Origin of the sequence: Streptomyces avidinii (assembly GCF_014650695.1) — a bacterium.
GTDB lineage: Bacteria > Actinomycetota > Actinomycetes > Streptomycetales > Streptomycetaceae > Streptomyces > Streptomyces avidinii.
Genome location: NZ_BMVL01000019.1, coordinates 71,004 through 94,297 on the forward strand (window position 1 = coordinate 71,004; position 23,294 = coordinate 94,297).

Annotated in this window: 18 protein-coding genes; 11 read left to right on the forward strand and 7 right to left on the reverse strand. The window is 73.1% G+C overall.

Translation table 11 applies throughout. From position 1 onward, the window contains the following. Window positions 1–64 precede the first annotated feature (64 nt). Window positions 65–1,162: a DUF5925 domain-containing protein gene (locus IE257_RS34050; RefSeq protein WP_372453126.1), complete on the forward strand. Its 1,098-nt coding sequence runs from the start codon at window positions 65–67 to the stop codon at window positions 1,160–1,162. A gap of 94 nt (window positions 1,163–1,256) precedes the next feature. On the opposite strand, the gene IE257_RS34055 is transcribed toward IE257_RS34050, so the two are convergent. Beyond that, complete coding sequence (locus tag IE257_RS34055) at window positions 1,257–1,646, reverse strand: GntR family transcriptional regulator (protein ID WP_229920828.1); 390 nt, start codon at window positions 1,644–1,646, stop codon at window positions 1,257–1,259. A gap of 71 nt (window positions 1,647–1,717) precedes the next feature. On the opposite strand from IE257_RS34055, the gene IE257_RS34060 reads away from it, so the two are divergent. From IE257_RS34060 to IE257_RS34075, 4 genes are all read left to right on the forward strand, one after another. Continuing rightward, the gene (locus tag IE257_RS34060; protein ID WP_189973703.1) at window positions 1,718–2,683 is read left to right on the forward strand and encodes a GNAT family N-acetyltransferase; all 966 of its coding nucleotides are present in this window, start codon (window positions 1,718–1,720) and stop codon (window positions 2,681–2,683) included. Then, window positions 2,680–3,162, forward strand: coding sequence for a ribonuclease FAU-1 family protein (locus IE257_RS34065; protein ID WP_189973704.1), 483 nt, complete (start codon window positions 2,680–2,682; stop codon window positions 3,160–3,162). The genes IE257_RS34060 and IE257_RS34065 overlap by 4 nt, the downstream gene beginning before the upstream one ends. A gap of 224 nt (window positions 3,163–3,386) precedes the next feature. Then, entirely contained in the window at window positions 3,387–4,460 is a 1,074-nt protein-coding gene (tsaD, locus tag IE257_RS34070) for a tRNA (adenosine(37)-N6)-threonylcarbamoyltransferase complex transferase subunit TsaD (RefSeq protein ID WP_189973705.1), read from the forward strand. 10 nt (window positions 4,461–4,470) lie between these two features. Continuing rightward, complete coding sequence (locus IE257_RS34075) at window positions 4,471–5,142, forward strand: histone deacetylase (RefSeq protein WP_189973706.1); 672 nt, start codon at window positions 4,471–4,473, stop codon at window positions 5,140–5,142. Between the two features lie 49 nt (window positions 5,143–5,191). Here the strand turns inward: IE257_RS34075 and IE257_RS34080 are convergent, their stop codons facing one another. Continuing rightward, window positions 5,192–6,448: an esterase/lipase family protein gene (locus IE257_RS34080; protein ID WP_189973707.1), complete on the reverse strand. Its 1,257-nt coding sequence runs from the start codon at window positions 6,446–6,448 to the stop codon at window positions 5,192–5,194. A gap of 522 nt (window positions 6,449–6,970) precedes the next feature. Here IE257_RS34080 and IE257_RS34085 point away from each other — a divergent pair. After that, on the forward strand, window positions 6,971–8,068 hold the full coding sequence (locus IE257_RS34085) for a lytic polysaccharide monooxygenase auxiliary activity family 9 protein (RefSeq protein ID WP_189973708.1): 1,098 nt from the start codon (window positions 6,971–6,973) through the stop codon (window positions 8,066–8,068). A 29-nt stretch (window positions 8,069–8,097) separates the two neighbouring features. Here the strand turns inward: IE257_RS34085 and IE257_RS34090 are convergent, their stop codons facing one another. The 5 genes from IE257_RS34090 to IE257_RS34110 form a co-directional block, all read right to left on the reverse strand. Continuing rightward, entirely contained in the window at window positions 8,098–8,958 is an 861-nt protein-coding gene (locus tag IE257_RS34090; protein WP_189973709.1) for an esterase/lipase family protein, read from the reverse strand. A 212-nt stretch (window positions 8,959–9,170) separates the two neighbouring features. Continuing rightward, window positions 9,171–10,181, reverse strand: a complete 1,011-nt coding sequence (locus tag IE257_RS34095; RefSeq protein WP_189973710.1) for a DinB/UmuC family translesion DNA polymerase — start codon at window positions 10,179–10,181, stop codon at window positions 9,171–9,173. Beyond that, entirely contained in the window at window positions 10,178–13,753 is a 3,576-nt protein-coding gene (locus IE257_RS34100; protein ID WP_189973711.1) for a DNA polymerase III subunit alpha, read from the reverse strand. The genes IE257_RS34095 and IE257_RS34100 overlap by 4 nt, the downstream gene beginning before the upstream one ends. A gap of 822 nt (window positions 13,754–14,575) precedes the next feature. Next, window positions 14,576–16,231 (reverse strand): amidohydrolase, encoded by a 1,656-nt coding sequence (locus tag IE257_RS34105; protein ID WP_189973712.1) that lies wholly within the window; start codon window positions 16,229–16,231, stop codon window positions 14,576–14,578. A 32-nt stretch (window positions 16,232–16,263) separates the two neighbouring features. Beyond that, window positions 16,264–17,661 (reverse strand): purine-cytosine permease family protein, encoded by a 1,398-nt coding sequence (locus tag IE257_RS34110; protein WP_189973713.1) that lies wholly within the window; start codon window positions 17,659–17,661, stop codon window positions 16,264–16,266. Between the two features lie 143 nt (window positions 17,662–17,804). Here IE257_RS34110 and IE257_RS34115 point away from each other — a divergent pair, with 143 nt between their 5' ends. The 5 genes from IE257_RS34115 (at window position 17,805) to IE257_RS34135 (ending at window position 23,286) form a co-directional block, all read left to right on the forward strand. Then, window positions 17,805–18,407: a TetR/AcrR family transcriptional regulator gene (locus IE257_RS34115; RefSeq protein WP_189973714.1), complete on the forward strand. Its 603-nt coding sequence runs from the start codon at window positions 17,805–17,807 to the stop codon at window positions 18,405–18,407. A 297-nt stretch (window positions 18,408–18,704) separates the two neighbouring features. After that, entirely contained in the window at window positions 18,705–19,607 is a 903-nt protein-coding gene (locus IE257_RS34120) for an alpha/beta fold hydrolase (RefSeq protein WP_189973715.1), read from the forward strand. Window positions 19,608–19,997: 390 nt separating this feature from the next. Then, window positions 19,998–20,162, forward strand: a complete 165-nt coding sequence (fxsA, locus tag IE257_RS34125) for an FxSxx-COOH cyclophane-containing RiPP peptide (protein WP_209468431.1) — start codon at window positions 19,998–20,000, stop codon at window positions 20,160–20,162. Window positions 20,163–20,191: 29 nt separating this feature from the next. Further along, on the forward strand, window positions 20,192–22,444 hold the full coding sequence (fxsBH, locus tag IE257_RS34130) for a radical SAM/SPASM protein FxsBH, inactivated beta-hydroxylase extension form (RefSeq protein ID WP_189973716.1): 2,253 nt from the start codon (window positions 20,192–20,194) through the stop codon (window positions 22,442–22,444). 107 nt (window positions 22,445–22,551) lie between these two features. Continuing rightward, window positions 22,552–23,286 carry an AAC(3) family N-acetyltransferase gene (locus IE257_RS34135; protein ID WP_189973770.1) on the forward strand — a complete coding sequence of 245 codons (735 nt, stop codon included), beginning with the start codon at window positions 22,552–22,554 and terminating at the stop codon, window positions 23,284–23,286. Window positions 23,287–23,294: the final 8 nt, after the last annotated feature.

A 23,294-nucleotide genomic window follows, 5' to 3' on the forward strand; every position in this document is an offset into this window, starting at 1 on the left:
CCCGGGCACCCGATCCGGCGAAACACGGGTGCACGAGGGCATCGCGTGCCGGATCATGGGCGCCATGTCAGCCAACCCGCATGACGCGCTGCCGATCCGGCTCAACGTCGACGACAGCGACTCGCCGTCGGACGTCGTCGATGCGCTGTTCCTCGGCCGGTTCGCGTCCGGTGAGCAGCCGTACTCGCACAGCGTGTCGATCGAGCGGGTCAAGGCCGAGGCCACCCTCCTGCCGCCGGAGGCCACGGTGTTGCGCTCGGCGCGCGACAGCGACCGCAGCGCCACCCTTGCCGAGGGCGAGGGCTGGACCATGCTCGTCTCGCGCTGGAGCCGGGGCGCGGACGTCACGGTGACGGCGGTCAGCGACGAACTCGCCGCCGGAGTGCTCGGCAAGGCCACGGAGGGCGTGCAGGACGAGCCCGAACCGCAGCCCGAGAATGTCACGATGGGCTTCTGGTACGTCTCCCCGCGCCGCGGACCGTACCGGACGACCCGCCAGATCGCGGCCGGGACCTGGGCGGAGGTGCGGCCCAACTACACGGCGCCGGTGGCCGGGGCGATGGACCGGCTGATGAAGGTGACCCCGGACGACATCGCGGGCCGGCTGCTCCTGCTGCACGGGCCGCCCGGCACGGGCAAGACCTCCGCGCTGCGCACGCTGGCGCGGTCCTGGCGGGACTGGTGCCAGGTGGACTGCGTCCTGGACCCGGAACGGCTGTTCAACGACGTGGGCTACCTGATGGACATCGCGATCGGCGAGGACGAGGGCACGGCGAAGGGCCGCTGGCGGCTGCTGCTGCTGGAGGACTGCGACGAGCTGATCCGCGGCGAGGCCCGCCACACGGCCGGGCAGGCGTTGTCCCGGCTGCTGAACCTGACGGACGGGCTACTGGGCCAGGGTCGCAACGTCCTGGTGGGGGTCACCACCAACGAGGACCTGGAGCGGCTCCACCCGGCGGTGGTCCGCCCGGGGCGCTGCCTGGCCCGGATCGAGGTCGGCCGGCTGACCCACCGGGAGGCGGTGGACTGGCTGGGCACGGACGAGGGCGTCTCCCGCGAGGGTGCCAGCCTGGCGGAGCTCTTCGCCCTGCGCCGCGGCACGGGCCCTGCGGCGGTCCTGCCGCCGCAGCCGCACAGCTCGGAGGCGGGGCTGTACCTCTAGCTGCGCCGCTGGATACGGCCCCGCCGGCGTTCGAGGCGCGGGGGTCCGGGGGCGGGCCCCCGGCACCCGGCCGGCGCGGGGCCGGAAGCGGGCGCTACCCGGCGGCGTACCGGGCCCGGAGCGCGTCCGTGGCCGCGGCCAGGGCTTCGGCCTGCGTCAGGCCGAGGCGGTGCACCCGGTCCGCATACGCCTGCGCAGCAGACGCCGCCTCGCGGGACACCGCGTCCCCCGCGGCCGCGATGAAGGTCCCGTTCCGCCCCCGCGTCTCGATCACCGCGTCCGCCTCCAGCGCCCGGTACGCCTTCGCGACGGTGTTGGCGGCCAGCCCCAGCTCCTCCGCGAGGCCCCGTACCGTCGGCAGTTTGAAGCCCGCCGGCAGCTTCCCCGTCCGGGCCCGGTCGGCGATCTGCGCGCGCAGCTGTTCGTACGGGGCGGCCGACCCGGCCGAGCCGTCGATGGTGATCTTCAGGTTTGTCGAGGTCACGCGGGTGATTGTCCCCCATGACCGGTCAATTGGGAGGCGCTCGGCACGAAGCCGCCCGTAGCGTCTGCCGCATGACCGCATCGATTCGCGACTTCCGCTCCGGCGACCGATCGGACGCGGAATCCGTCGTACGGGTACGGCGCGCGGCCCTGCCCTTCACGATCACCACCCCCAAGGGCGTGGCCTTCGAGCTGGCCTGCGCCCACCCCGCGAAGCGCCACCGGATCCTCGTCGCCGAGGGCCCGGACGGCCGTGTCATCGGCACCGCCCAGGTCGGCATCGCGCACGACAGCACCGAGCCCGGCCAGTCGTACGTCAACGCGTACGTCGACCCGGCCCACCGCGGTCTCGGCGCCGGCCGCCTCCTGCTCCGCGCCGCCGAGGAGCACCTCGCCGCGCACGGCGCGGTGGACGTGTACGCCTGGGTCCTCGACGAGCCCGCGCACCGCGCCTTCGCCGAGCGGCACGGCTACCGCCCCAGCCGCTCGGCGCACTTCCTGCGCCTGGACCTGACCGCGGCCGCGCTGCCCGAGCTGCCGCGTGACGAGGACCTTCCGGCCGGGGTCGAACTGCTCCCCGGCTCCGCCTTCGCCGCCGACCCGCGACCGCTCTTCGAGGCCGACGCCGAGACGACCTCCGACGAACCGGGCGACGTGGCGGCCTCGTTCGACGACTACGAGCACTGGCTCGCGCAGACCTGGCACAGCCCGTCCCTCGACAAGGAGCTGACCACCGTCGCGCTGGTCGACGGGCGGGTGGCCTCCTTCGCCGCGGCGCAGACGGACGGCGCCACCCGCTACGGCTCGGCGATGACCGGCACCCTGCGCGCCTTCCGCGGCCGGGGTCTGGCCAAGCTCGCGAAGACGGTCTCGCTGCACCGGGCCCGGGCGGCCGGTTACACGGAGGCGTTCACCGGCAACGACGCGGGCAACGGCCCGATGCTCGCCATCAACGAGTGGTTCGGCTACGAGATCTGCGCGACCGAGACGCGCTTCACGAAGAAGCTGACGAAACCGAAGGGACGGGAGAACCTGTGACCCCGCAACTGACCGTCGTCCTGACCAAGGCCGGACGGACCAAGATCCGTTACCCGGCGGCGCAGGTCGCCGACGACGGCGACCGGATCTCCGTACGCGCCCCCTGGGCGGCCGAGGGCGTACGGGACTTCGGTTTCGTGCGCTTCGAGCCGGGCGACGTGTTCATCGAGCACTTCTGGCGGACGCGCTGGTACGCGGTCAAGGAGGTGCGGACGGGTGACGGCGTGCTCAAGGGCTGGTACTGCGATGTGACGCGCCCGGCCCTGGTGCAGAGCGGGAAGATCCTCGTGGAGGACCTGGACCTCGACCTGTGGGTCTCGGCGGACGGGACCTCCGTGCTGCGGCTGGACGAGGACGAGTTCGCGGAGAGCGGGCTCACCGCGAGCGACCCGGAGGCGGCCGCCCAGGCGGTGCGGGCGCTCGACGCGCTGGACGACCAGGCCCGGTCGGCGGGCGGCCTGGCCGCTCTCCTGACGTAGCGCGGGGCGCGCGGCGGCCCTCCCGTGGGGAGCCGGGAGGGCGCCGGGCCCGGGAGTGGTCCGGGGCCACACCATACGCACGGGCCGCGGCGGGCCGATAGGCATATGACAAGGGGAGATTCCGGATCGCCGGCCACCCGCTCCCGCGCGACGGCGCCCGCCCGCGACGGCGTACCTTATTGCAGAAGGTTTGCAAATACGGATAATGTGCGAAAGGAGCCGTCGTGGGCTCTCCGGTGGTGCTCGGGATCGAGTCGTCGTGCGACGAGACGGGCGCGGGGCTGGTGCGGGACGGTCGGCTCCTCGGACACGCCGTGGCGTCCAGCATGGACGAACACGCCCGCTTCGGCGGCGTGGTGCCGGAGATCGCCGCGCGGGCTCACGTGCACTCCTTCACCCCCGTCGTACGGGAGGCCCTGGACCGGGCCGGGCTGCGGCCGGCGGACATCGGCGCGGTGGCCGTCACCACCGGCCCCGGACTCTCCGGCGCGCTCCAGGTGGGGCTGGCAGGGGCGAAGACCCTGGCGTTCTCGCTCGGCGTGCCGCTCTACGGGGTGCACCACCTGGCCGGGCACGTCGCCGCCGACACCCTGGAGCACGGGCCCCTGCCCGACCCGTGCGTGGTGCTGATCGTCTCCGGCGGGCACACCTCGCTGCTGCTGGTACGGGACCTGGCGCGCGACCCGATCGTGCACCTCGGGGACACGATCGACGACGCCGCCGGGGAATGCTTCGACAAGGTCGCCCGGGTCTTCGGGCTGCCGTACCCGGGCGGACCGGCCATCGACCGCACCGCCCGCGAGGGCGACCCGCGTGCCGTGCGGTTTCCCCGGCCGCTGACCGGGCAGCGCGACGCGCCCTACGACTTCTCCTTCTCGGGGCTGAAGACCGCCGCCGCCCGCTGGGCCGAGCAGCACCGGATCCGCGGCGAGGACCTGCCCCTCGCCGACGGCGCGGCCTCGCTCCAGGAGGCCGTGGCCGACGTCCTGACCCGCAAGGCGGTCGCCGCCTGCCGCGCGCACGGGGTGGGGACGCTGGTCGTGGTCGGCGGGGTGGCGGCCAACTCCCGCGTACGGGCGCTCGCCGAGGCCCGCTGCCGGTCCGCCGGGATCACCCTGCGGGTACCGTCCCTGAAGCTGTGCACCGACAACGGGGCGATGATCGCCGCGGTCGGCGACCTGCTGGTCCGGGCCGGCGCCGAACCGGCCCCGCTCGACGTCTCGATCGACCCGTCCGCCCCACTGGAGTACGCGGCCCTGCACCCCGTCGCCCGTGCCGCCGCCCGGCTCGTTTCCTGAGGATCCGATCATGCCCGTCCACACCGCCGCACCGCTCGCCGGGACGATCTCCGCGCCCGACAGGGTCTGGTACGCCTCCTACGGGTCCAACATGCACATGGACCGCCTCGCCGCGTACCTCGCCGGCGGAACCCCGCCGGGAGCGAACCGCACCTACCCGGGATGCCGGGACCACAGGGCGCCCGAGCGCTCGATCGCGGTCGAGCTGCGGGGCTGCCTGTACTTCGCCACGGAGTCCCCGGTGTGGACGGGGGGCCGCGCGTTCTACGACCCCACGGCGTCCGGGCGGACGCGCGGCAGGGCGCACCTGGTGACGGTCGGCCAGATGTCCGACATCGCCGCTCAGGAGATGTACGAGCGGCCCGGGCGAGACCTGGACCTGACCGCGGTCCTGAGGGACGGCCGCGACGAGCTGGGCCCGGGACGGTACGAGACCCTGATCTGCCCGGGCACGATCGAGGGCGTCCCCATGCTGACGTTCACCGCGCCGTGGAGCCTGCGGGACGTCGAGGTGCGGAACCCGTCGGCCGCGTACCTGCGCTACCTGGCCGGCGGCCTCCTGGAGTCGGGCCCGTGGGAGGAACAGGACATCGCCGAGTACCTCGCGGCCCGCCCCGGCGCCGCCGGCCACTGGACGGCCGCACAGGTGAGGGAGCTGCTCACCGCTGACGGCTTCCGGTGACACCGGGGTGGGCGGAGCGGCTGCCGGGCCGCCCCGCCCACCCCGTCTGTCACTCGGCCACGATCTCGTTCACGAGCCACGCCCCGAGTTCTTCGGTCATGGTGGTGTGGCCCTCGTTGCGGCCGGCGCAGTGGAAGGCGTCGAGCACGCTGTCGCCCGCCGCGATCGGGGCGTGCAGCGCCTTCGGGTCGTTGATGTCGCCGGACGCGACGGCGCTGATGCTGGGGATGAAGCAGGACGTGGTGATGACGTCCGGGTCGACTTCGTTGCCGATAAGGCTCATGAGGAGGGCGGCGAGGCCGAAGCTGCCGGTGTCGCCGGCCGCGGACTGCATGGTGAACAGGCCGCCGGGAGCGCCGTCGATGTCGGGCAGCCCGCTGGTGCGCACCATGGTCGCCTCGTCGCCCGCCGTCTGCAGCCTGGCGACGATCTGGTCACCCTTGGCCTGGATCTTCAGCCAGGTGTCCTGCAGCGTTTCGCCGTCGCACCGCACCGCGGTCGCGCCGGCCTCGGCGCCGTTTCCGACGCCGGTCTTCACACCGTTGGCCACACCGATCGTGCGGACGTTCCGCGGCCATCCCCCGAGTTCGTCGAGCTTTCGCAGGAACGCCACCCGCTCCGGTGCCTGCTCCGGCTCGGCGTCGACCTTTCCGATGTGCCACCGCGCCATCTCCTTCGCCGCGGGGCTGTTGAGCAGCCCGGAGAGCTGCCGCAGCACGGGGCCCAGCGTGGGCACGTCTCCCCACTTGTCCGTCGCGTAGTGGGTGAAGGCCTGGAGCGAGACGGGGAACCACGCCCCCTGGTGCGGGGTGTCGTAGGAGAGGTACGTGGCGGTCTCGTGGTCCGGAAGGCCGGGGTCCTGCTCCATCCTGGCCAGCGCGTAGCGGGTGATGAGCCCGCCCATGCTGAAGCCGCCGACGGCCAGCTTCGCGTTCCCCACCCGCTCGTGGACGGCCCGGCGGATGCACTCGATCGCGGTATCGGCGTTGGCCGTGATCGAGGCGGTCCGGTCGTGGTAGCCGAGGATGATCACATCGCGGCCGGTGGCGTGGAGTTCACTGATGAAGCGGTAGTTCCCGTTCTCTTCCAGTCCGTGCCAGAGCTGGTCCAGGTTGGTGGACCCGCCCGAGAAGCCGTCGGAGAGGATGACGGGCCGAATGAGCTGCCGGCGGTTCAGCGGGCTGTAGTACACCCAGGCCGTTCCGCCCTCCAGGGGCCACTCGTCGTGCGCGTCCGGCGCGGGCGGAAAGGAGGAACGGGCCTGCGGGGAGACAGGCCCCCAGATGTCAACGACGGTGTTGGACATGCTCGGTCGACTCCTTGCGTAGTCATGGAACCACCGCACGCACGGCGGTGACCCGGGGCGAGCAGGGGGCTCCCGAGACCCAGCAGCCCCCTGCCGCACGGCATCCTCACACCGAGCCCTCGACCGCTCCCCGCGCCTCTGACCAGGGAAACCATCCCTCCGAGTGATCATCTTCAGCATTCGGCCGAGACGCGTCACACCAAAATCGTTTCGCCACCCGGGGGTTGTCGGAGATCCGGCCCGGGCCGGATCCGCCCCGGACCGTCACGGACGGCGTGGAGCCGGAACCCGCGGGGTGCGAGGGGTCCGCAGCGCCGGTTCCTGAGGTCCCTCTTACCTCGACCTTAAGGCGACCCTAAAGATCCGCTGCAGCGGGCCCGCGGGGGCAAAAGCCGTGGTCCGGGGGGCTAGCTTGGCCGGGCCAGGACAGGAAGGGCCCGTTGTGGCGCCGCCGGGGGGCGGCGCACCGCGGGGTCCGATTCCGCCGGCACGCCCCTGCCTTGCGCCCGAAGGAGATCACCCATGCCCGCACGCCGTCGTACCGCCGTCACCCTGACCCGTATCGCCTCCGCCGGTCTCGCTCCGCTCGCGCTGGCCGCGTACGCGGCAGCTCCCGCGGTCGCCCACGGTTCGATGACGGACCCGGTCAGCCGGGTGGCGGCGTGCTACGCGGAGGGGCCGGAGTCCCCGAAGTCGGCGGCGTGCAAGGCGGCGGTCGCGTCCAGCGGGGCGCAGGCGTTCTACGACTGGAACGCGGTGAACATCGCCAACGCGGCCGGGAACCACCGCTCGTTGATCCCGAACGGCCAGCTCTGCTCGGCCGGCAACGACAAGTACCGGGGCCTGGACCTGGCCCGTGCCGACTGGCCGGCCAGCCCGATGTCCGCCGGCGCGCACACCTTCCGCTACAAGGGCACGGCCCCGCACAAGGGTTCCTTCGAGCTGTACGTGACCAAGGACGGGTACGACCCGGCGAAGCCGCTGAAGTGGTCCGACCTGGAGCCCGCCCCGTTCGCGAAGGCCACCGACCCCGGCATGCAGAACGGCGACTACGTCTTCTCCGGGACCGTCCCGAACAAGTCGGGCCGCCACCTCATCTACAGCATCTGGCAGCGCTCCGACAGCCCCGAGGCCTTCTACACCTGCTCGGACGTGATCTTCGGCAAGGACAACGGCGGTGGTACGGATACCGGCACCGGCACCGGCACCGGCACCGCTCCGACGGCCAAGCCCGGGACCGGCACCGGGACGGGCACCAAGCCGACCGGCAAGCCGTCCGACAAGCCGGTCGACAAGCCCTCGGCCCCCACCGACCAGCAGATCGCGGACGGCTCCGGCAAGTCCTCGGTGGAGCACAACGGCCACGGCGACAACGACCCGAAGACGAACGGCAAGGCCGATGCCGCCGCCCCGATCGCGGCCGGGTCGTCGTCCTCGTCCTCGCCGGCCGCGGCCGCGGCCGCAGCCGCCAAGGAGAACCTCGCGGAGACGGGCGGCAACAGCGCCACCCCGACGATCGCGATCGCCGGGGCCGCCGCCCTGGCCGTGGGCGCGGCGGCGCTGTTCGCAGCCGCCCGCCGCCGCACCGCGCGTACCGCGACGGGCCGCCACGGCCGCTAGCCGGGCCGGGACCGCCTGCGCCGGCTTCGTCAGTCGAAGACCGAGGCGCAGGTGGTCCGTTCGGCATGGGCCGGGTCGAGGGCGTTGACCGCCTCGTGCCAGGCGATCCGGTCGGTGAGCCCGATCGTGACGTGCTCCGAGAGGTCGAGGAGGCACAGGTCCTGGAGTACGACGTTGCGTACGTTCGGCCCTTCCAGGAAGGCGCTCCGGTACGGCGTCACCACCTCGTCGTACTTGGTCGCGATGACCGTGTACTTCACCCCGGAGACGGTGTCCCCGCCCTCGTTCAGCTTCTGCTGGAAGGCGGATCCGGCGATCTGGTCGGCGAGACCGGGGGTTGCGGTGCTGATCAGGTCCTCGGCTCCGGGGAAGTACGGCAGGAGCTTGGTGAACCCGAGCAGCGTGGTGCCGTGGTTGTCGGGGGCGAGCCCGACCAGCGCGTTGACCTTGGAGGCGCCGCCGAGGAACTTCAGGTAGTAGCGCGGCATCATGCCGCCCTGCGAGTGCCCGACGATGTCGGTCTTGGAGGCGCCGGTGGCGGCGAGCACCTTGTCGACGAAGACGTCGAGCTGTCCGGCGGACTTGTCGATGGGGCCGAGCCCGTTGAAGAGGGGTACGCCGGGCAGCTGGCCGTAGTCGAGCGAGTAGACGCAGTACCCGCGGTTCACGAGGTACGGGGCGAAGCCGAGCCAGTTGTCCCAGGAGTTGCCGAAGGTGCCGTGCACGAGCACGACGGGGCGCGGGTGCGCGGCGGACGGCTTGCAGGACCAGTTGTTCCAGCCGCTGCTGGGAGCGGCCGCGGCCTGCGCGGCGCCGGTGGGGGCGACGAGCGCGGCGGCGGTGAGGGTGAGGACGGCGAGCGGACGGAGCAGGCGTCTCCAGGGCAGCATCGTGTGATCTCCTTGCGGGTCGACTCAAGGGGATGAGCGGGGGGATTCGTCCCGTGATCCGGATCACAAGGGGAGCTGCTGCCGCTAAATTACGGGTGAGTAGCAATACAGGGAAGTTACGCGTCAGTAAAAAATCGCGCGTCGCCCCGCCGAACCCCTATGGGCCCTCCCGCGAACCGCGCGCGAACACCCGAAGACGCCCCGGCGAACCGTCAGGCGGCCAGCGTGCCGCGGGCGATGGCATGCGGCCCGAAGCGCGCGCGGACCCGGTCCGTGACGGCCTCCAGCCGGCGGGCCTTCTCGTCCTCGGGGTCGAGACTGAGCTGCCGCACGGCCCGATCGGCCGAGGTCAGGTCCTCTGCGCGCAGGGACAACGCGCGGACCCGGGCCCGCTGCAGGCCGAGGCCCGCGTAGAGGGCGTAGGCCGTGGCGGTCAGGGCGGCCGAGTGCGCGGTGGGTTCGGCCAGGGTGCGCGTCCGGGTGAGCGTGGTGCGGTCGGCGCAGCGGACGGTCAGGGAAAGGGCGCGGCAGACCTGCCCGCGGCCCTGTTCCTGTGTACGAAGCCTCGCGCCGAGCTCTTCGGTCAGCGAGAGCAGCGCCCGCCGGTGCCGTGCGGGATCCAGCTCGTCCAGATCGAAGAGCCGCTCGGCGGCGATGGCGCGGGCGGCCGCACCCGGCCGGACGGGGGTCCGGTCGATCCCGAGGGCGCGCTCGTGCACCTCCCGGCCGAGCCGGGCGCCGAGGATCCGCCGCAGGGCGGCGGGCGGGGCGGCGGCGATCCGCCCGACGGAGTCGAGGCCGTAGGAGCACAGGATGCGGGCGGCCTTCGGCCCGACCCCGTCGAGGACGGTGACGGGTTTGCCCGCCAAGAACTCCCGTACGGCGGTGGGCTCCCCGGGGACCACCAGGGTCCCCCCGGGCCGGGCCTCGCGGGCGGCGGCCCGGGCCAGCATGGGATTGCCGGCCACGCCGACGGTGGCGTCCACCCCGTACAGGGCGAGGGCCCGGACCCGGATCACGGCGGCGAGCCGGGTGGCGTCGCAGTCGAAGTACCGCAGGGCGCCCCGGATGTCGGCGAGGACGGTGTCGGGCGGCAGCGCCTGCACGGCCGGGGTGATCCCGCCGAGCAGCGCGAGCATCCCGGCGTACTCCCGCGCCCCGAGCGGCCCCCCGTCGGCGGGGTGCGGGCGCAGGCACATCACGACCCGCTCGACGGTGGTCATCCCGCGCTCCCCGGGCTGGAGTGCCACAGCTTGCGACCGGTCGCGGGGCCGGTGCCGGGCGGCTGGAGGTCGGCCCAGGGGTTCATCTCGTACCCCGTGGACATGCGGATCCTGCGGCCGGGCGCCTTCGCCCCCGGCTCTCCGTCGGCCGCGCCGGCACCGTCGGCTCCGTCGGTCGCATCGCCACCGTCGGCCGCGCCGTCGCCCGGGGCCGGCTCGGCCGGCTCCGCGAGGCGGGCCGCGACCGCGTCCAGGCCGCCCGCCGCCCGCAGTTCCACCAGCTCCGCCAGGTTCCACACCGCCGCCCCGACCACGCTCAGGCTCTGCGGGCCCCGCCGCTGCACGACACCGCGCACCAGCAACAGGAACGAGTGGAAGACGGTGTGCGCGCAGCGCTCGTGGCTGTCGTCGAAGAAGGCCAGGTCGACCAGGCCCGTCCCGTCGTCCAGTGTCGTGAAGATGACCCGCTTCCCGGAGCGGATCGGCGGGGTCTGGGTGGCCGCCTTGGCCCCCGCGACGAGCACGGTCTGCCCGTGCTCGGTGTCCCGCAGCCGGCGCGCCGGGATCACTCCCAGTTCGGCCAGGAAGGCGTGGTGGTCCCCCATCAGGTGCCGCGAGGCGTCCATGCCGAGGACGCCCAGCTCGGCGCTGAGCCGCTCCGCCTCGGTCAGGTCGGGCAGCCCGACGGAGGCCGTGGACCGGCCGCCGTCCAGAGGAAGTTGGGGTCCGCGCACCCCTGCGGCCCGCTGCGCGCCGTGCAGTTCGGACACGTGCAGCAGCAGGTCCCGCCGGTTGGCGCCGAAGGCGTCCAACGCCCCTACCTGTGCGAGGCGTTCGGCGACCGGGCGGCCCGGGTGCGCCCGGTCCCAGAAGTCGCGCAGGGAAGCGTACGGCTGTCCGGCCTCGATCCGGTCCGCCTCGGCCCCGCTGATGCCGTGGACGTCGGACAGCCCGAGCCGCAGCCCCCACACTCCCCCGGCATCGGACACCAGTTCGATACGATGGGCGGCCGCCGACCGGTTCACATCCAGCGGCAGCACCGGCACGCCCCGCCGCCGCGCGTCCGCCAGCAGCAGCCGCTTCGGATACATCCCGGGATCGTGGGTCAGCAACCCCGCGTAGAAGGCCGCCGGGTGATGCGCCTTCAGCCAGGCCGACTGGTACGTGGGCACCGCGAAGGCCACCGCGTGCGCCTTGCAGAAGCCGTACGACCCGAAGGCCTCCACGATCTCCCAGGTCCGGCCGATCACCTCCACCGGATAACCGCGCTCGGCCGCCCTCGCCGCGAACCAGACCCTGATCCGCGCCTGCGACTGCGGGTCGGACAGCCCGCGCCGCACCCGGTCCGCCTCGTCCCGCCCGCAGCCGGTCATGACGTGCACGATCTCGATGATCTGCTCGTGGAAGACCACCACCCCGTACGTCTCGCGCAGCGCGTCGGCCAGGTCCGGGTGCGGGAAGCGGACCGGCGCCCGCCCGTGCCGGGCCTCGATGAAGGGCCGCACCATGTCTGCGGCCACCGGCCCCGGCCGGAACAGCGAGATGTCGACGACCAGGTCGTGGAAGGTCGACGGCTGCAGCCGCCCCACCAGGTCCCGCTGGCCCGGCGACTCGATCTGGAAGCAGCCCAGGGTCTCGGCCGAGCGGATCAGCTCGTACGTGGCCCGGTCGCCCGGCGGCACCTGCGCCGGGTCGTCCAGGTCGAGCTCCTGCCCCGTACCGCGCCGGATCTCCGCGACCGCGTGCGCCATCGCGGACTGCATCCGCACGCCCAGCACGTCCAGTTTGAGCAGCCCGAGCTCCTCCACGTCGTCCTTGTCGAACTGGGACATGGGGAAGCCCTCGCCGCTGGTGGGCACCACCGGCGTACGGGCGAGCAGGGAGTCGTCGGAGAGCAGCACCCCGCACGGGTGCATGGCGATGCCGCGGGGCAGCGCGTCCAGCGATTCGACGAGCTCCCAGAGCCGGCCGTACGACTCCCCGCGCACGTCACGCAGTTCGGGCAGTTCCTCCAGCGCGGCGCGGGCGTCGCGGGCCCGGATGTGCGGGAAGGCCTTGGCGAGCCGGTCGGTGACGGCGGGGTCCATGGACAGGGCGGCGCCGACGTCGCGGATGGCGTGCCGGACCCGGTAGGTCTCCGGCATGGAGACGGTGGCGACGCGCTCGGTGCCGAACCGGTCCATGATCCGCCGGTAGACCTCCAGCCGGCGGGCGGACTCCACGTCGATGTCGATGTCGGGCAGGACGCGCCGCCGCTTGGAGAGGAAGCGCTCCATCAGCAGGCCGTGGGCGACGGGGTCGGCGTGCGCGATCCCGAGCAGGTGGTTGACGAGGGAGCCGGCGCCGGAGCCGCGGGCGGCCACCCGGATGCCCATCTCCTTCACGTCGTCCACGACTTGAGCGACCGTCAGGAAATACGAGGCGAAGCCGTGGTAGGCGATGATGTCGAGCTCGTGGTGCATCCGCTCCCAGTACGCACGGTCGCCCGCGTACCCGCGCAGCACCATGCCCGCCGAGGCCCGCGAGGCGAGGACCCGCTGGGCGCTGCGGTGGGCCGCGCCGACGAGCCGGGCCTCGGGGAAGTGCACGGAACCCATGCCGAGGTCGTCCTCGGGGTCCACGGAGCAGGCCTCGGCGGTACGCCGGGTCTCCGCGAGCAGGCGCCTGGCATCGGCGGGGCGCAGGCCCGCCGCCTGCGCGATCCGGTCGGCGGCCTCGGCCATGGCGGCGGGGTCCTTGAGCCAGCGCTCGCCGCTGTCGAGCGGCTGCGCGGGGTTGCGGGGGTCGATGGGGACCAGGCGGCGGGCCGCGTCGAGGATGTCGGCGACCGGGCCCTGGCCGGGGTCGGCGTAGCGGACGGCGTTGGTCAGCACGGCCGGGACGCCCTGGTCCGCGGCGAAGCCGACGGTACGGGCGGCCAGCCGGAGCGAGCCGGGGCCGGTGCCCGTGCGGCCGTGGTGGACGGCCTCCAGGCGCAGGGAGTCGCCGTAGACCTCCCGCCAGGGTGCGAGCAGTCGGGCGGCCCGGTCGGGGCGGCCCGCGGCGAGCGCCCGCCCCACCTCGGAGTCGGGACCGAGCAGGACGAAGACGCCCTCCCCGCGCAGGGCGCCCCAGGGCACCAGCGGGACCTCGGCGACCCCCGCATGGGCGGCGGTGACCATCCGGCACAGCTCGGCCCACCCGGCGGCCCCGTCCCTGGCCAGGAAGACGGCCCGCGCGGCGGTCTCGTCCACGAAGGCCCCGCCCTTGACGGGGGTGCGCCGCCGGTAGGAGGCCTCGCCGGACCCGCCGCCCGCGCCCGGCCCGCCGCCCGCGGCGGAGCCGGTCGAGCCCCCCGGCCCGGCCGGACCCGTCGCCGGCGATACAGCCATGTCCACTCCGAACAACGGCCGGATGCCCGCCCCCGCGCACGCCTTCGCGAACCGCACCGCACCCGCCAGGGTGTCGCGGTCGGTCAGGGCGAGGGCGTCCATGCCCCGGTCGGCGGCACGCTCCGCCAGCCGTTCCGGGTGCGAGCCTCCGTAGCGCATGGAGAACCCCGAAACGGTGTGCAGATGCGTAAAACCAGGCACCCGCGGCCTCCTGCTTCGCTCGAATGAACACCTCCCCCGCTCTCCACCATAGAGCAATTCGAATATCCGTGCGAAACACTTGTTCGATCACCTGGGGTCGTCCGTTCGGCCCGCCCCTGCTGCGGGGCCCGGCCCCTTGCGGGCGGCTCGGTGGTGCGGCTCGCGCCGGTGTGCCGGGCTCTGCCCGGACCCGCGCGGGTTGCCCTGCGGGCGGCTCGGCGGCTCGGTGGTGCGGCTCGCGCCGGTGTGCCGGGCTCTGCCCGGACCCGCGCCTCAATCGCCGGCGAGGCTGGATGTGCGGGCCCGCGCCCAAGCGTCGGCGGCGCCGAACGAGTGGTGCGGCGGGGTCGGCTCGGGTCGGTGCGTGGGGCCGTGCCGGGGTGTCTCCTCGGCTCGGCGCGCGCGGGCATGTCTCGGCTGTGTGCGGTGGTCGCGCCTCGTCCTGCGGGGACACCCCGGCACGTCCCCACTCCCCTCCGCCGTCCAAGCCGCCGGGAGCCGTCCCGAGGCATGTAACGGGATGCCCGGCACGGTCGAAGCCGGCCGTGGGGCGGGGACACGCAGGAGGGTCCCCGCAGGACGAGGCGCGACCGCCCCGTACGGCCATGACGCCGCCGCGCGCGCCGAGCCGAGGAGACCCTCGTGCGGGGCCCCGACCCACACCCGTACACCGCCAAGCACCCCGCAGGGGCACCGCAGGGGACGCGCCGAGGAGACCCTCGTGCGGGGCGCCGACCCACACCCCGAGCCGCCCGCAGGGCACCCCGCGCCGGGGCGCCGGGCCGTACACCGCCGAGCAACCCCGCAGGGGCACCGCAGGGGCTACGCCGTGTGGACCACCTCGCCCGCCACCACGACCGTCTCGGCGACCGTGCCCGGGATCCGGTCCGCCGGGACGGCGAGGATGTCCCGGGAGAGGATCACGAAGTCCGCCGCCTTGCCCACCGTCAGCGAACCGCGTTCCCGCTCCAGGAAGTTGGCGTGCGCCGAGCCCATCGTGTAGCCGTACACGGCCGTCTCCACGTCCACCGTCTCGGCCGGCTGCCAGGCCGGGCCGTCGCCGGACAGCGGGCGGCGCGTCACAGCCGTGTAGATGCCGACCATCGGGTCCATCTCGGCCACGTTCCAGTCGCTGGAGAACGCCAGCACCGCACCCGCCTCGTGCAGGCTCCGCATCGGCCAGGCCTTGTGCCAGCGGTCCTCGCCCACGTTCTCCGCCCAGTCCTGGCCGGGTCCCGCGATCTCCGGGGCGCAGTGCCGGGGCTGCATGCACGCGATCACGCCGAGCTGGGCGAAGCGCGGTACGTCCGCCGGGTCCAGGCACTCCACGTGGACCACCTGGTGGCGGGCGTCGCGCGGGCCGTTCAGCGCCCGCGCGTGCTCCACCGCGTCCAGGACGGTCCGGATGCCGCGGTCGCCGGTCGCGTGCACGAAGCACTGGAAGCCCCGCGCGTCCAGCTTCGCCAGCAGCTCCGCGAATTCCTCCGCGGGGTAGAAGGTCTCGCCGCGGTGTGCGCCACAGCCGGTGTACGGCTCCAGGAGCGCGGCGGTACGCGGTTCCACCACGTCGTCGATGTAGAGCTTGAGCGGGCCGACACGCAGCCGGTCCCCGGCGAACCTCCGTGCCGTGTCGGCGAATTCGTCCAGGTCGGCGTCTGCGGTGCCGCGCGGGTGGAACAGCGCCGCGACGATCCGTGAGCGCAACCGCCCCTCGGAGCGGGCCCGTTCGAAGAGTTCGAGGTCGTCGAGGGAGTTCTGCGGCTCGACCACCGTGGTGATGCCGAAGCCGATGGCGTCGTCGAGGCTCTTGACGAGCCGCCCGTACTGCCGGTCCGGCGAGGCCCACGGCACGCCCAGCTCGCGCAGGGCCCGGTGGCCGTCGCGGGAGAGGCCCTTGATGGCGAAGTCCTTGACGAATCCGGTGGGTTCGCCGGTCTCCGGGTCCACCGCGGCCGTGCCGAAGGGGAGGTCGGTGCGGTCCCGGGAGACCCCGAGCCGCTGCATGGCCGCCGTGTTCAGCCAGGCCGTGTGCACGTCGTACGAGAGCACGATCGCCGGGGTGTCCCCGGTGACCGGGTCCAGGTCGGCGGCGCACGGCATCCGCCCCTCGGGGATCGCGGAGTAGTCGAAGGCCTCGGCCTCGATCCACCCGGCGTCCGGGTTGGCCTGCCGCCAGGCCAGGATCCGCTCGTGGATGCCCTCCAGCGTGCGCACGCCGGCGAGCTGGACGCAGTCCGCGTCGGAGCCGAGCCGGACGTGGTTGTGGGCGTCGATGAAGCCGGGCAGGACCAGCTTGCCGCCCGCGTCGATCCGCTCGGTGTCCGGGCCGGCCCAGGCGGCGGCCTCGTCGTCCGGGCCGACCCAGACGATCAGGCCGTCGTGGACGGCGAGTGCCTCGGCCGCGGGCAGGTCGGGATCGACCGTGTGGATCCGGGCTCCGGTGAGCAGCAGGTCGGCGGGGAAGGGGTGGCGTGCCATGTGGGGGTGCTCCATTGGTTGTGCGGTGTCGTTCAGGCGGCCGGGGCGTACGCCGCGACCCGGCGGCGGGTGAGGGCCCCGTAGGTGAGTCCGGAGACGACCGAGCCGAGCAGGGTGAGGTCGGCGCCGCCGAGCGGGGCGACCAGCGGCCCGGTCCACAGCTCGGAGTCGCAGGTCAGGGCGGCGAAGGTCATGCCGGCGAGCAGGGCGGTGATGCCTGCGGGGTGGTAGCCGGAGCGGTACCAGTAGGCGCCCGCGCTCCCGGTGTGCAGTGCGTCGGCGTCGTAGTGGCAGCGGCGCAGCAGCATGTCTGCGAGGAAGACCCCGCCCCAGGGGGCGAACACGATGATCAGCAGGGAGAGGAAGGAGAGCAGGGAGGTGGTGAAGTCGGTGAGGAACAGCGCGGCGAGCGAGCCGAGGGCGGTGACGGCGGCGCTGATGACGATGGCCCGGGCTCGGCTCCAGGGGATGCCGAGGACCTGGAGGTTCAGGCTGGAGGAGTAGAGCGTGATGATCGAGTTGGTGACCGAGCCGCCGAGTACGAGGGCCAGGAAGAGCGGCTGGAACCAGCCGGGGAGCAGGCTCTCGGCGCCGGCGACCGCGTCGGTCATGTCGGTCTGGGTGGCGGCGGCGACGCCCGCGACGCCGAGGGCCACGGAGGAGAGGAAGCCGCCGAGGGCGCCCATCCAGGTGATCGACTTCAGCGAGGTGGTCCGGGGCAGGTAGCGGGTGTAGTCGGCGGGCATCGGCAGGTACGAGAAGGGGCCGGCGAGCATGACGACGAAGGCCAGGCTCCAGCCGGAGAGTCCGGGTGCGGCGCCGGCCGGGGCGGCGGCGGTGTCGGTGCCGGGCAGGACGAAGAGGAGCAGGACTCCGAAGCCGGCGGCGAGGACGTAGGCCATCCAGCGCTCGGCGAACTGCACGGTGGCGTGGCCCCACATGGCGACGGCGAAGGTCAGTGCGAGGGTGACCAGGAGGGCGACGGCGCGGCCGGCGGTGCCGCTCTGCCAGCCGATCTCGGCGAAGAAGACCTCCAGTGCGAGGGTGCCCACCACGGTGTTGACGATGGTGTAGCCGATGCTCACCACCCAGTTGAGGACGCCGGCCGGGAAGTTGCCGCGTACGCCGAAGGCGGCGCGGGAGATCACGAGGGTGGCGGTGCCGGTGCGGATGCCGCTGAGTCCGGCGGCGCTGATGGCGAAGAAGGACAGCCCGCCGATCACGACCACGGCGGTGGCCTGCCAGAAGGAGAGCCCGAAGGCGACGGCGAGGGCGCCGTTGATCACGTAGGTGAAGGTGAGGTTGGAGCCGAACCAGAGCCAGAAGAGGTCCTTGGCGCTGCCGTGGCGTTCGGCGTCGGGAATGGGGTCGATGCCGTGCGTTTCGACCCGGAACACCTCGTCGACGTCGACTGTCTCCTGCTGCCCCATGGCGACCCCTGACTCTGAACGATCTTGAATGGCGTTCTAACTTCTTGAATGGCATTCAAGATGAGGGCTGGACTGCGACCCCGTCAAGACCCTGTCCGGGATAGGGTCGGCCCACGAAGATCCGGAGGGCGGGAGCGGGAGCGGTGGCGGGAGCAGCACGGCGGCGCGACGGGCAGATCGCCCAGGAGCGGATGCTGGAAGAGGCCATGACGGCCATCGCCGAGGACGGACTGGCCGCACTCACCATGTCCGCGCTGGCCGAGCGGCTCGGCACCAGCGGCGGCCACATCCTGTACTACTTCGGCAGCAAGGACCGGCTCCTGCTGGAGGCCCTGCGCTGGAGCGAGGAGCAGCTCACCGGGGAGCGCCGGGCGCTGCTGGGGCGCAGGGTGACGGCGGCGCGCAAGCTGGACCAGTTCCTGGAGCTCTACCTCCCCGAGGGCCCCCGCGACCCGCGCTGGACGCTGTGGATCGAGCTGTGGGCCCGTACCGCCTCCAACCAGCCACTGAAGGCCGCCCAGGAGGAGATCGACGACAGCTGGCAGCGCGATCTGGAGACGCTGCTGGCCAAGGGCGTGGAACAGGGCCGCTTCGCACTCCTGGACGTGCCCGCGCGGGCCTCGGAGCTGCTCGCGCTGCTGGACGGCCTGAGCACCCGGGTCGTCCTCGGCCAGCGCGGCGCGGACCGGGCCCGGGCCCTGGAACAGGCCCGCTCGGCGGCGGCCCTGCTCATCCCGCGCACGTGAGGCGGCGGAAAGTCCTTCCCTTTCGTACGCAACCCGGCGTCCGATGCGGCAATTCGACGCCAAAAAGCGGAGTCCTCCGCGCCGAATAGGGTCATTCAGAGCAGTCCAAGGGTCCGTTCACACCCATTCACGCCCCTGGTGCGCCCTCTTGACCAGGGCATATGCGGAAGACAACCAGCAGTTCCGGGTTTGTGAAAACCTTCACCAGAATTCCGCTCGAAGTGCGCCCTACCGCACTCCTCCCCCAGCGAGCACAATCGCGGTGACGACTCGCATCGATCGTGAAGGAGGGAGCGCGTGCGCAATCAGGTGCGCACAGCGGACGGGCGCGCTCTGACCGTGGAGCGCTGGGGCGATCCGGACGGCAAACCCGTCTTTCTGCTGCACGGCATGCCCGGTAGCCGCCTCGGCCCGGCCCCCCGGGGCATGGTCCTCTACCAACGCCGAATGCAGCTCATCGCCTACGACAGACCCGGCTACGGCGGCTCCGACCGCCATGTGGGCCGCACCGTCGCCGATGTGGCCCAGGACGTGGCCGCCATCGCCGACGCCCTCGGCCTCGACACCTTCGCGGTCGCCGGCCGCTCCGGCGGCGCCGCCGGCGCACTGGCCTGCGCCGCCCTCCTCCCCGACCGGGTCACCCGGACCGCGGCCATGGTCGGCCTCGCCCCCCGGGACGCGGAGGACCTGGACTGGTTCGCCGGGATGGCCGCGTCGAACGTACGGGAGTACACCACCGCCACCGACGACCCCGAGGAACTGGCGGCCCGTCTGATCCCGCGCGCCGCCGGCATCCGCAAGGACCCCGGACGACTGCTCGACGAGCTGCGCCGGGAGCTGACCGACAACGACCGCATGATCGTCTCGGACGCCGGCCTGCGGTCGATGCTCCTGCGGAACTACCGCGAGGGGCTGCGCCATTCGGCGTACGGATGGATCGACGACGTCCTCGCCTTCAGCCGCCCCTGGGGCTTCGACCCGGCCGACATCCGCTGCCCGGTGCTCATCTGGCACGGGGAGCTCGACGTCTTCTCCCCCGTGGGCCACTCCCGTTGGCTGGCCCGCCGCATCCCGGGGGCCACCACCAACATCGTCCCGGCCGCCGCGCACTTCGCCGCCCTGCGCGCGCTGCCCGACGTACTGAACTGGCTGCTGCGCGACCTCCCGGCGCCGGACCTCAACGAACAGCAGCCCGCCTAGGGGGCCTTGCGCCGCACCTCCCCCGCCCCACCGCGGTGACCACCGCCCCCTGTCCGCTGTTCGGCGGGGGTGGCGCCGCGTCGGGCGGCCCTCTACCTCCGCCGCCGGTGCACACCCCCGCATCGCCCCAGGTCAGAGCGCGGCGGCCGGCGTAGGTCCGGGCCGACGCGGCCGTCGGCCGGCCCCCGGCGATGAAAAGGATCTTTCTTTGCGGGAAACGCCTGATTCGGCCACCTCGGGATATCCCCACGCTTTGCAGGGAAGTCATGACCAGGCGTCATGTCTCGTGTTGCGAATGGGGTGTGGCCGAGTAAAGTCCACGCTTGACAACAGCATCACGCTCTTGTCATTCACATGCCCATTCCACATGGCTTCCCCAAGGACGGTGCCGTGAACACTTCAACGACCCCCGCGACCAGCTCGGTCAAGGCCCACCGGGTCCCGCTCACCAAGATCGACGTCCACTCCGCGTCCGCGGCGACGACGCTCGGTCGCGTGCTGCCGGCCGAATCTGCCCGTCCGGTTCAGGCACCGATCTTCAACTCCGCGCTCTGACACCGAAGTATGCGCTCTAGACTGGTGGAATGACCGGCCTGATCGCATTTCGCGAGATCGTCCTGAAAGTTCACAGCAGATGCGATCTTGCTTGTGATCATTGCTATGTCTACGAACATGCAGATCAGAGCTGGCGAGCCCGGCCGAAAGTGATCTCCCCCGAGGTTATTTCGCATACCGCGTCGCGGCTCGCCGAACATGCCCGTGACCATGCACTCCCCTCCGTCACGGTGATCCTCCATGGAGGGGAACCCCTGTTGGCGGGGACGGCCCGGCTCCGCCTCGTGTGCGAGGAGTTCGGCCGCGCGCTCAGCGGGATCGCCGCCCTCGACCTGCGCATCCACACCAACGGGCTCCAGCTCAGCAGTCGTTACCTCGACCTCTTCGACGAGTTCGGCGTCCGGGTCGGCATCTCCCTCGACGGGGACCGCGCCGCCAACGACCGCCACCGCCGGTTCGCCGACGGCCGTACGAGCCACCCGCTGGTCCTCGCCGCCGTCGCGCTCCTGCGCTCGGAGCCCTACCGCCACCTGTACCAGGGCCTGCTCTGCACCGTGGACGTGGCCAACGACCCTGTCGCCGTCCTGGACGCGCTGGTCGAACTGGAGCCCCCGCGCGTGGACTTCCTCCTCCCGCACGCCACCTGGGAGACTCCCCCGGCCCGCCCCGACGGCGCCCCCGACGCGTACGCGCGCTGGCTGCTGCGGGTCTTCGACCACTGGGAGCGGCTGGGGCGCCCGGTACCCGTACGGCTCTTCGAATCCCTGCTCTCCACCCTGCGCGGCGGGCCCAGCCTCACCGAGTCGCTCGGCCTCGCGCCCACCGACCTCGTCGTCGTCGAGACCGACGGGACCCTTGAGCAGGTGGACTCCCTCAAGAGCGCCTTCGAGGGGGCCGCCACCACCGGGTTCAACGTCTTCGACCACGCGTTTGACCAGGTCGCGGCCCATCCCGGGGTCCGTGCCCGGCAGCTGGGCCTCGCGGGCGTCAGCGACTCGTGCCGCCGGTGCCCCGTCGTACGCTCGTGCGGCGGCGGGCTCTATACGCACCGCTACCGCGAGCGGAACGGCTTCGACAACCCCTCCGTGTACTGCACCGACCTCCGCGAACTCGTGGACGGGGTGGAGGGCCGCACGGCACCGCGGGAGACCGCGCCGGAGCTGTCCGACCCGGCCGAACTCACCAGGTCCCAGCAGGAACTGACCCGGATCCTGCTGGCCCGGCTGCACGCGGACCTCGCCGGCGACCCGGACTGGGCGCACGCCTGGGAGCTGCTGGCCGCCGTGGAGCGGGCCGGGGAGGCCGGCGCGGACGCGCTGGCCGCTGTACTGGACCACCCCTTCACCCGGACCTGGGTACTGGCGGCCCTGGACGCCGCCCGCGCCGGCACGCCGGACGCCGAGGAGGCGGCGCGCAGGCTGACCGCCCTGGCCGCCGCGGCCGTGCTGCGCGGTGGACTGGAGCTGCCGGCCGAAGTGGCCTACCGGGACGGCGAGGTGTACCTGCCGACGCTGGGCCTGCTGCGGCTCGGGGAGCCCGGCACGGAGGGCCGGGCCGCGCTGCACGTCACCGACGAGGGGTACGCCGTACGGGACGGCCGCGCGGAGCACCGCTTCGGCCCCGCGGCCGGGGACGCCCGCTGGCAGCCCGTACGCACCTGGTCGCCCGGTCCGGACGCGGCCCCGGTGGCCCTGGAGGACCTCGACCCGTACCGCAACTGCTTCGCCCGCCCGCCCAGGCTGCGCCTCGGTACGGGCGAGGCCGAGGAGTGGCGGGGCCGGCTGGACCGGGCGTGGGCGCTGCTGCACGAGGTGGTGCCGGAGTTCGCCCGGGCGGCGGCCTCCGGGCTGACCACGCTGACCCCGCTCGCGGGCGGCCCGCGGGCGGGCGGCTGGGGCGAGGCCGGCCGGCACGGGCCGGGGGCGCTCGGGGTGCCGTACGAGGCAGGGGTGCGGGAGACCGCGCTCGCGCTGCTGACCGGCCGGCGGCGGACCCGGCTGCGGGCGCTGACCGAGGTGGCCGATCTGTACGCGCTGGACGGCCAGTGGCAGCACCGCTCGCCGTGGCGGGAGCGGCCGGTCCCGGTGTCCCGGCTGCTGGCCGACGTGCACGAGCGGGTGGCGGTGGAGGCGTACCGGCGGGCCACGGCGGCGTCCGAGCCGGGTGGCTCGGACCGGATCCACCAGGCCCTGGACCGGCTGTCGGAGGCGGCCGAGCTGACCGTCACCGGCAAGCGGCTGGTCGCGGAGCTGCGCTACGAACTGAAGACGGTCGACGCGTGAATGCCGCCCCCTCCCCGGGAGCCTCCCCCGACGCCCCCGCCTCCTCCCCCGGCACCGGACGGCTCCAGCTGGCCGTGAGGTTACGCCTGCTCGGGGTCCGCCCCGGCATGCGGCTCCTGGTGCACGCCGCCCTGGGCGGGACCGGGCTGCGCGCGGAGCTGCTGCGCGACGCCCTGACGGGCGTCCTCGGCCCGCGCGGCACACTGGTCGTTCCCGCGTTCACCCCGGCGAACTCCACGACCTCCACCGCGCATCTGGAGCGGATCGGCGGCCTGGACGAGGCCGGGGTGCGGGCCTTCCGGGAGCGGATGCCCCCCTTCGACCCGGCGAGCACCCCGAGCCAGGGCATGGGATCCCTGGCCGAGGCCGTCCGCACCGCGCCGGGCGCGGCGCGCAGCGCCCACCCGCAGACCTCCTTCGCCGCCCTCGGGGCGGACGCGGAACGGATCTGTTCCGGGCACCGAATCGAGAGTCATCTGGGGGAGGAGTCTCCCCTGGGGAAACTGTGCTGGGAGGGCGGGCAGGTACTCATGATCAATGTGGGGTTTTCGGTCTGCACCGCGTTCCATCTCGCGGAGTACCGAATTCCGAAGCCCCCCTTGCGCATGTACGAGTGTGTGGTGAAGGTGAACCTTCCGGGGCTGCAAAGGCACCGGCAGGAGGGGGAGTGGACCGCATACGAGGACGTCGCGCTGGATGACAGCGATTTCGCGGAGATCGGTGACGCGTTCCCGGATTCCCGGGTGCGCAGGGGGCGGGTGGGAGGCGCGTCGACCATGCTCTTCTCCCTTCCGGAGGCCGTCGATCACGCGCTTGACTGGATGACCGAAAACAGACGCTGATTGACTGA

Coding starts and splice junctions, on each gene's coding strand:
- IE257_RS34050 (WP_372453126.1), top strand. CDS start 65: ATGTCAGCCAACCCGCATGACGCGCTGCCGATCCGGCTCAACGTCGAC.
- IE257_RS34060 (WP_189973703.1), top strand. CDS start 1,718: ATGACCGCATCGATTCGCGACTTCCGCTCCGGCGACCGATCGGACGCG.
- IE257_RS34075 (WP_189973706.1), top strand. CDS start 4,471: ATGCCCGTCCACACCGCCGCACCGCTCGCCGGGACGATCTCCGCGCCC.
- IE257_RS34080 (WP_189973707.1), bottom strand. CDS start 6,448: ATGTCCAACACCGTCGTTGACATCTGGGGGCCTGTCTCCCCGCAGGCC.
- IE257_RS34085 (WP_189973708.1), top strand. CDS start 6,971: ATGCCCGCACGCCGTCGTACCGCCGTCACCCTGACCCGTATCGCCTCC.
- IE257_RS34090 (WP_189973709.1), bottom strand. CDS start 8,958: ATGCTGCCCTGGAGACGCCTGCTCCGTCCGCTCGCCGTCCTCACCCTC.
- IE257_RS34095 (WP_189973710.1), bottom strand. CDS start 10,181: ATGACCACCGTCGAGCGGGTCGTGATGTGCCTGCGCCCGCACCCCGCC.
- IE257_RS34105 (WP_189973712.1), bottom strand. CDS start 16,231: ATGGCACGCCACCCCTTCCCCGCCGACCTGCTGCTCACCGGAGCCCGG.
- IE257_RS34110 (WP_189973713.1), bottom strand. CDS start 17,661: ATGGGGCAGCAGGAGACAGTCGACGTCGACGAGGTGTTCCGGGTCGAA.
- fxsBH (WP_189973716.1), top strand. CDS start 20,192: ATGACCGGCCTGATCGCATTTCGCGAGATCGTCCTGAAAGTTCACAGC.
- IE257_RS34135 (WP_189973770.1), top strand. CDS start 22,552: ATGCGGCTCCTGGTGCACGCCGCCCTGGGCGGGACCGGGCTGCGCGCG.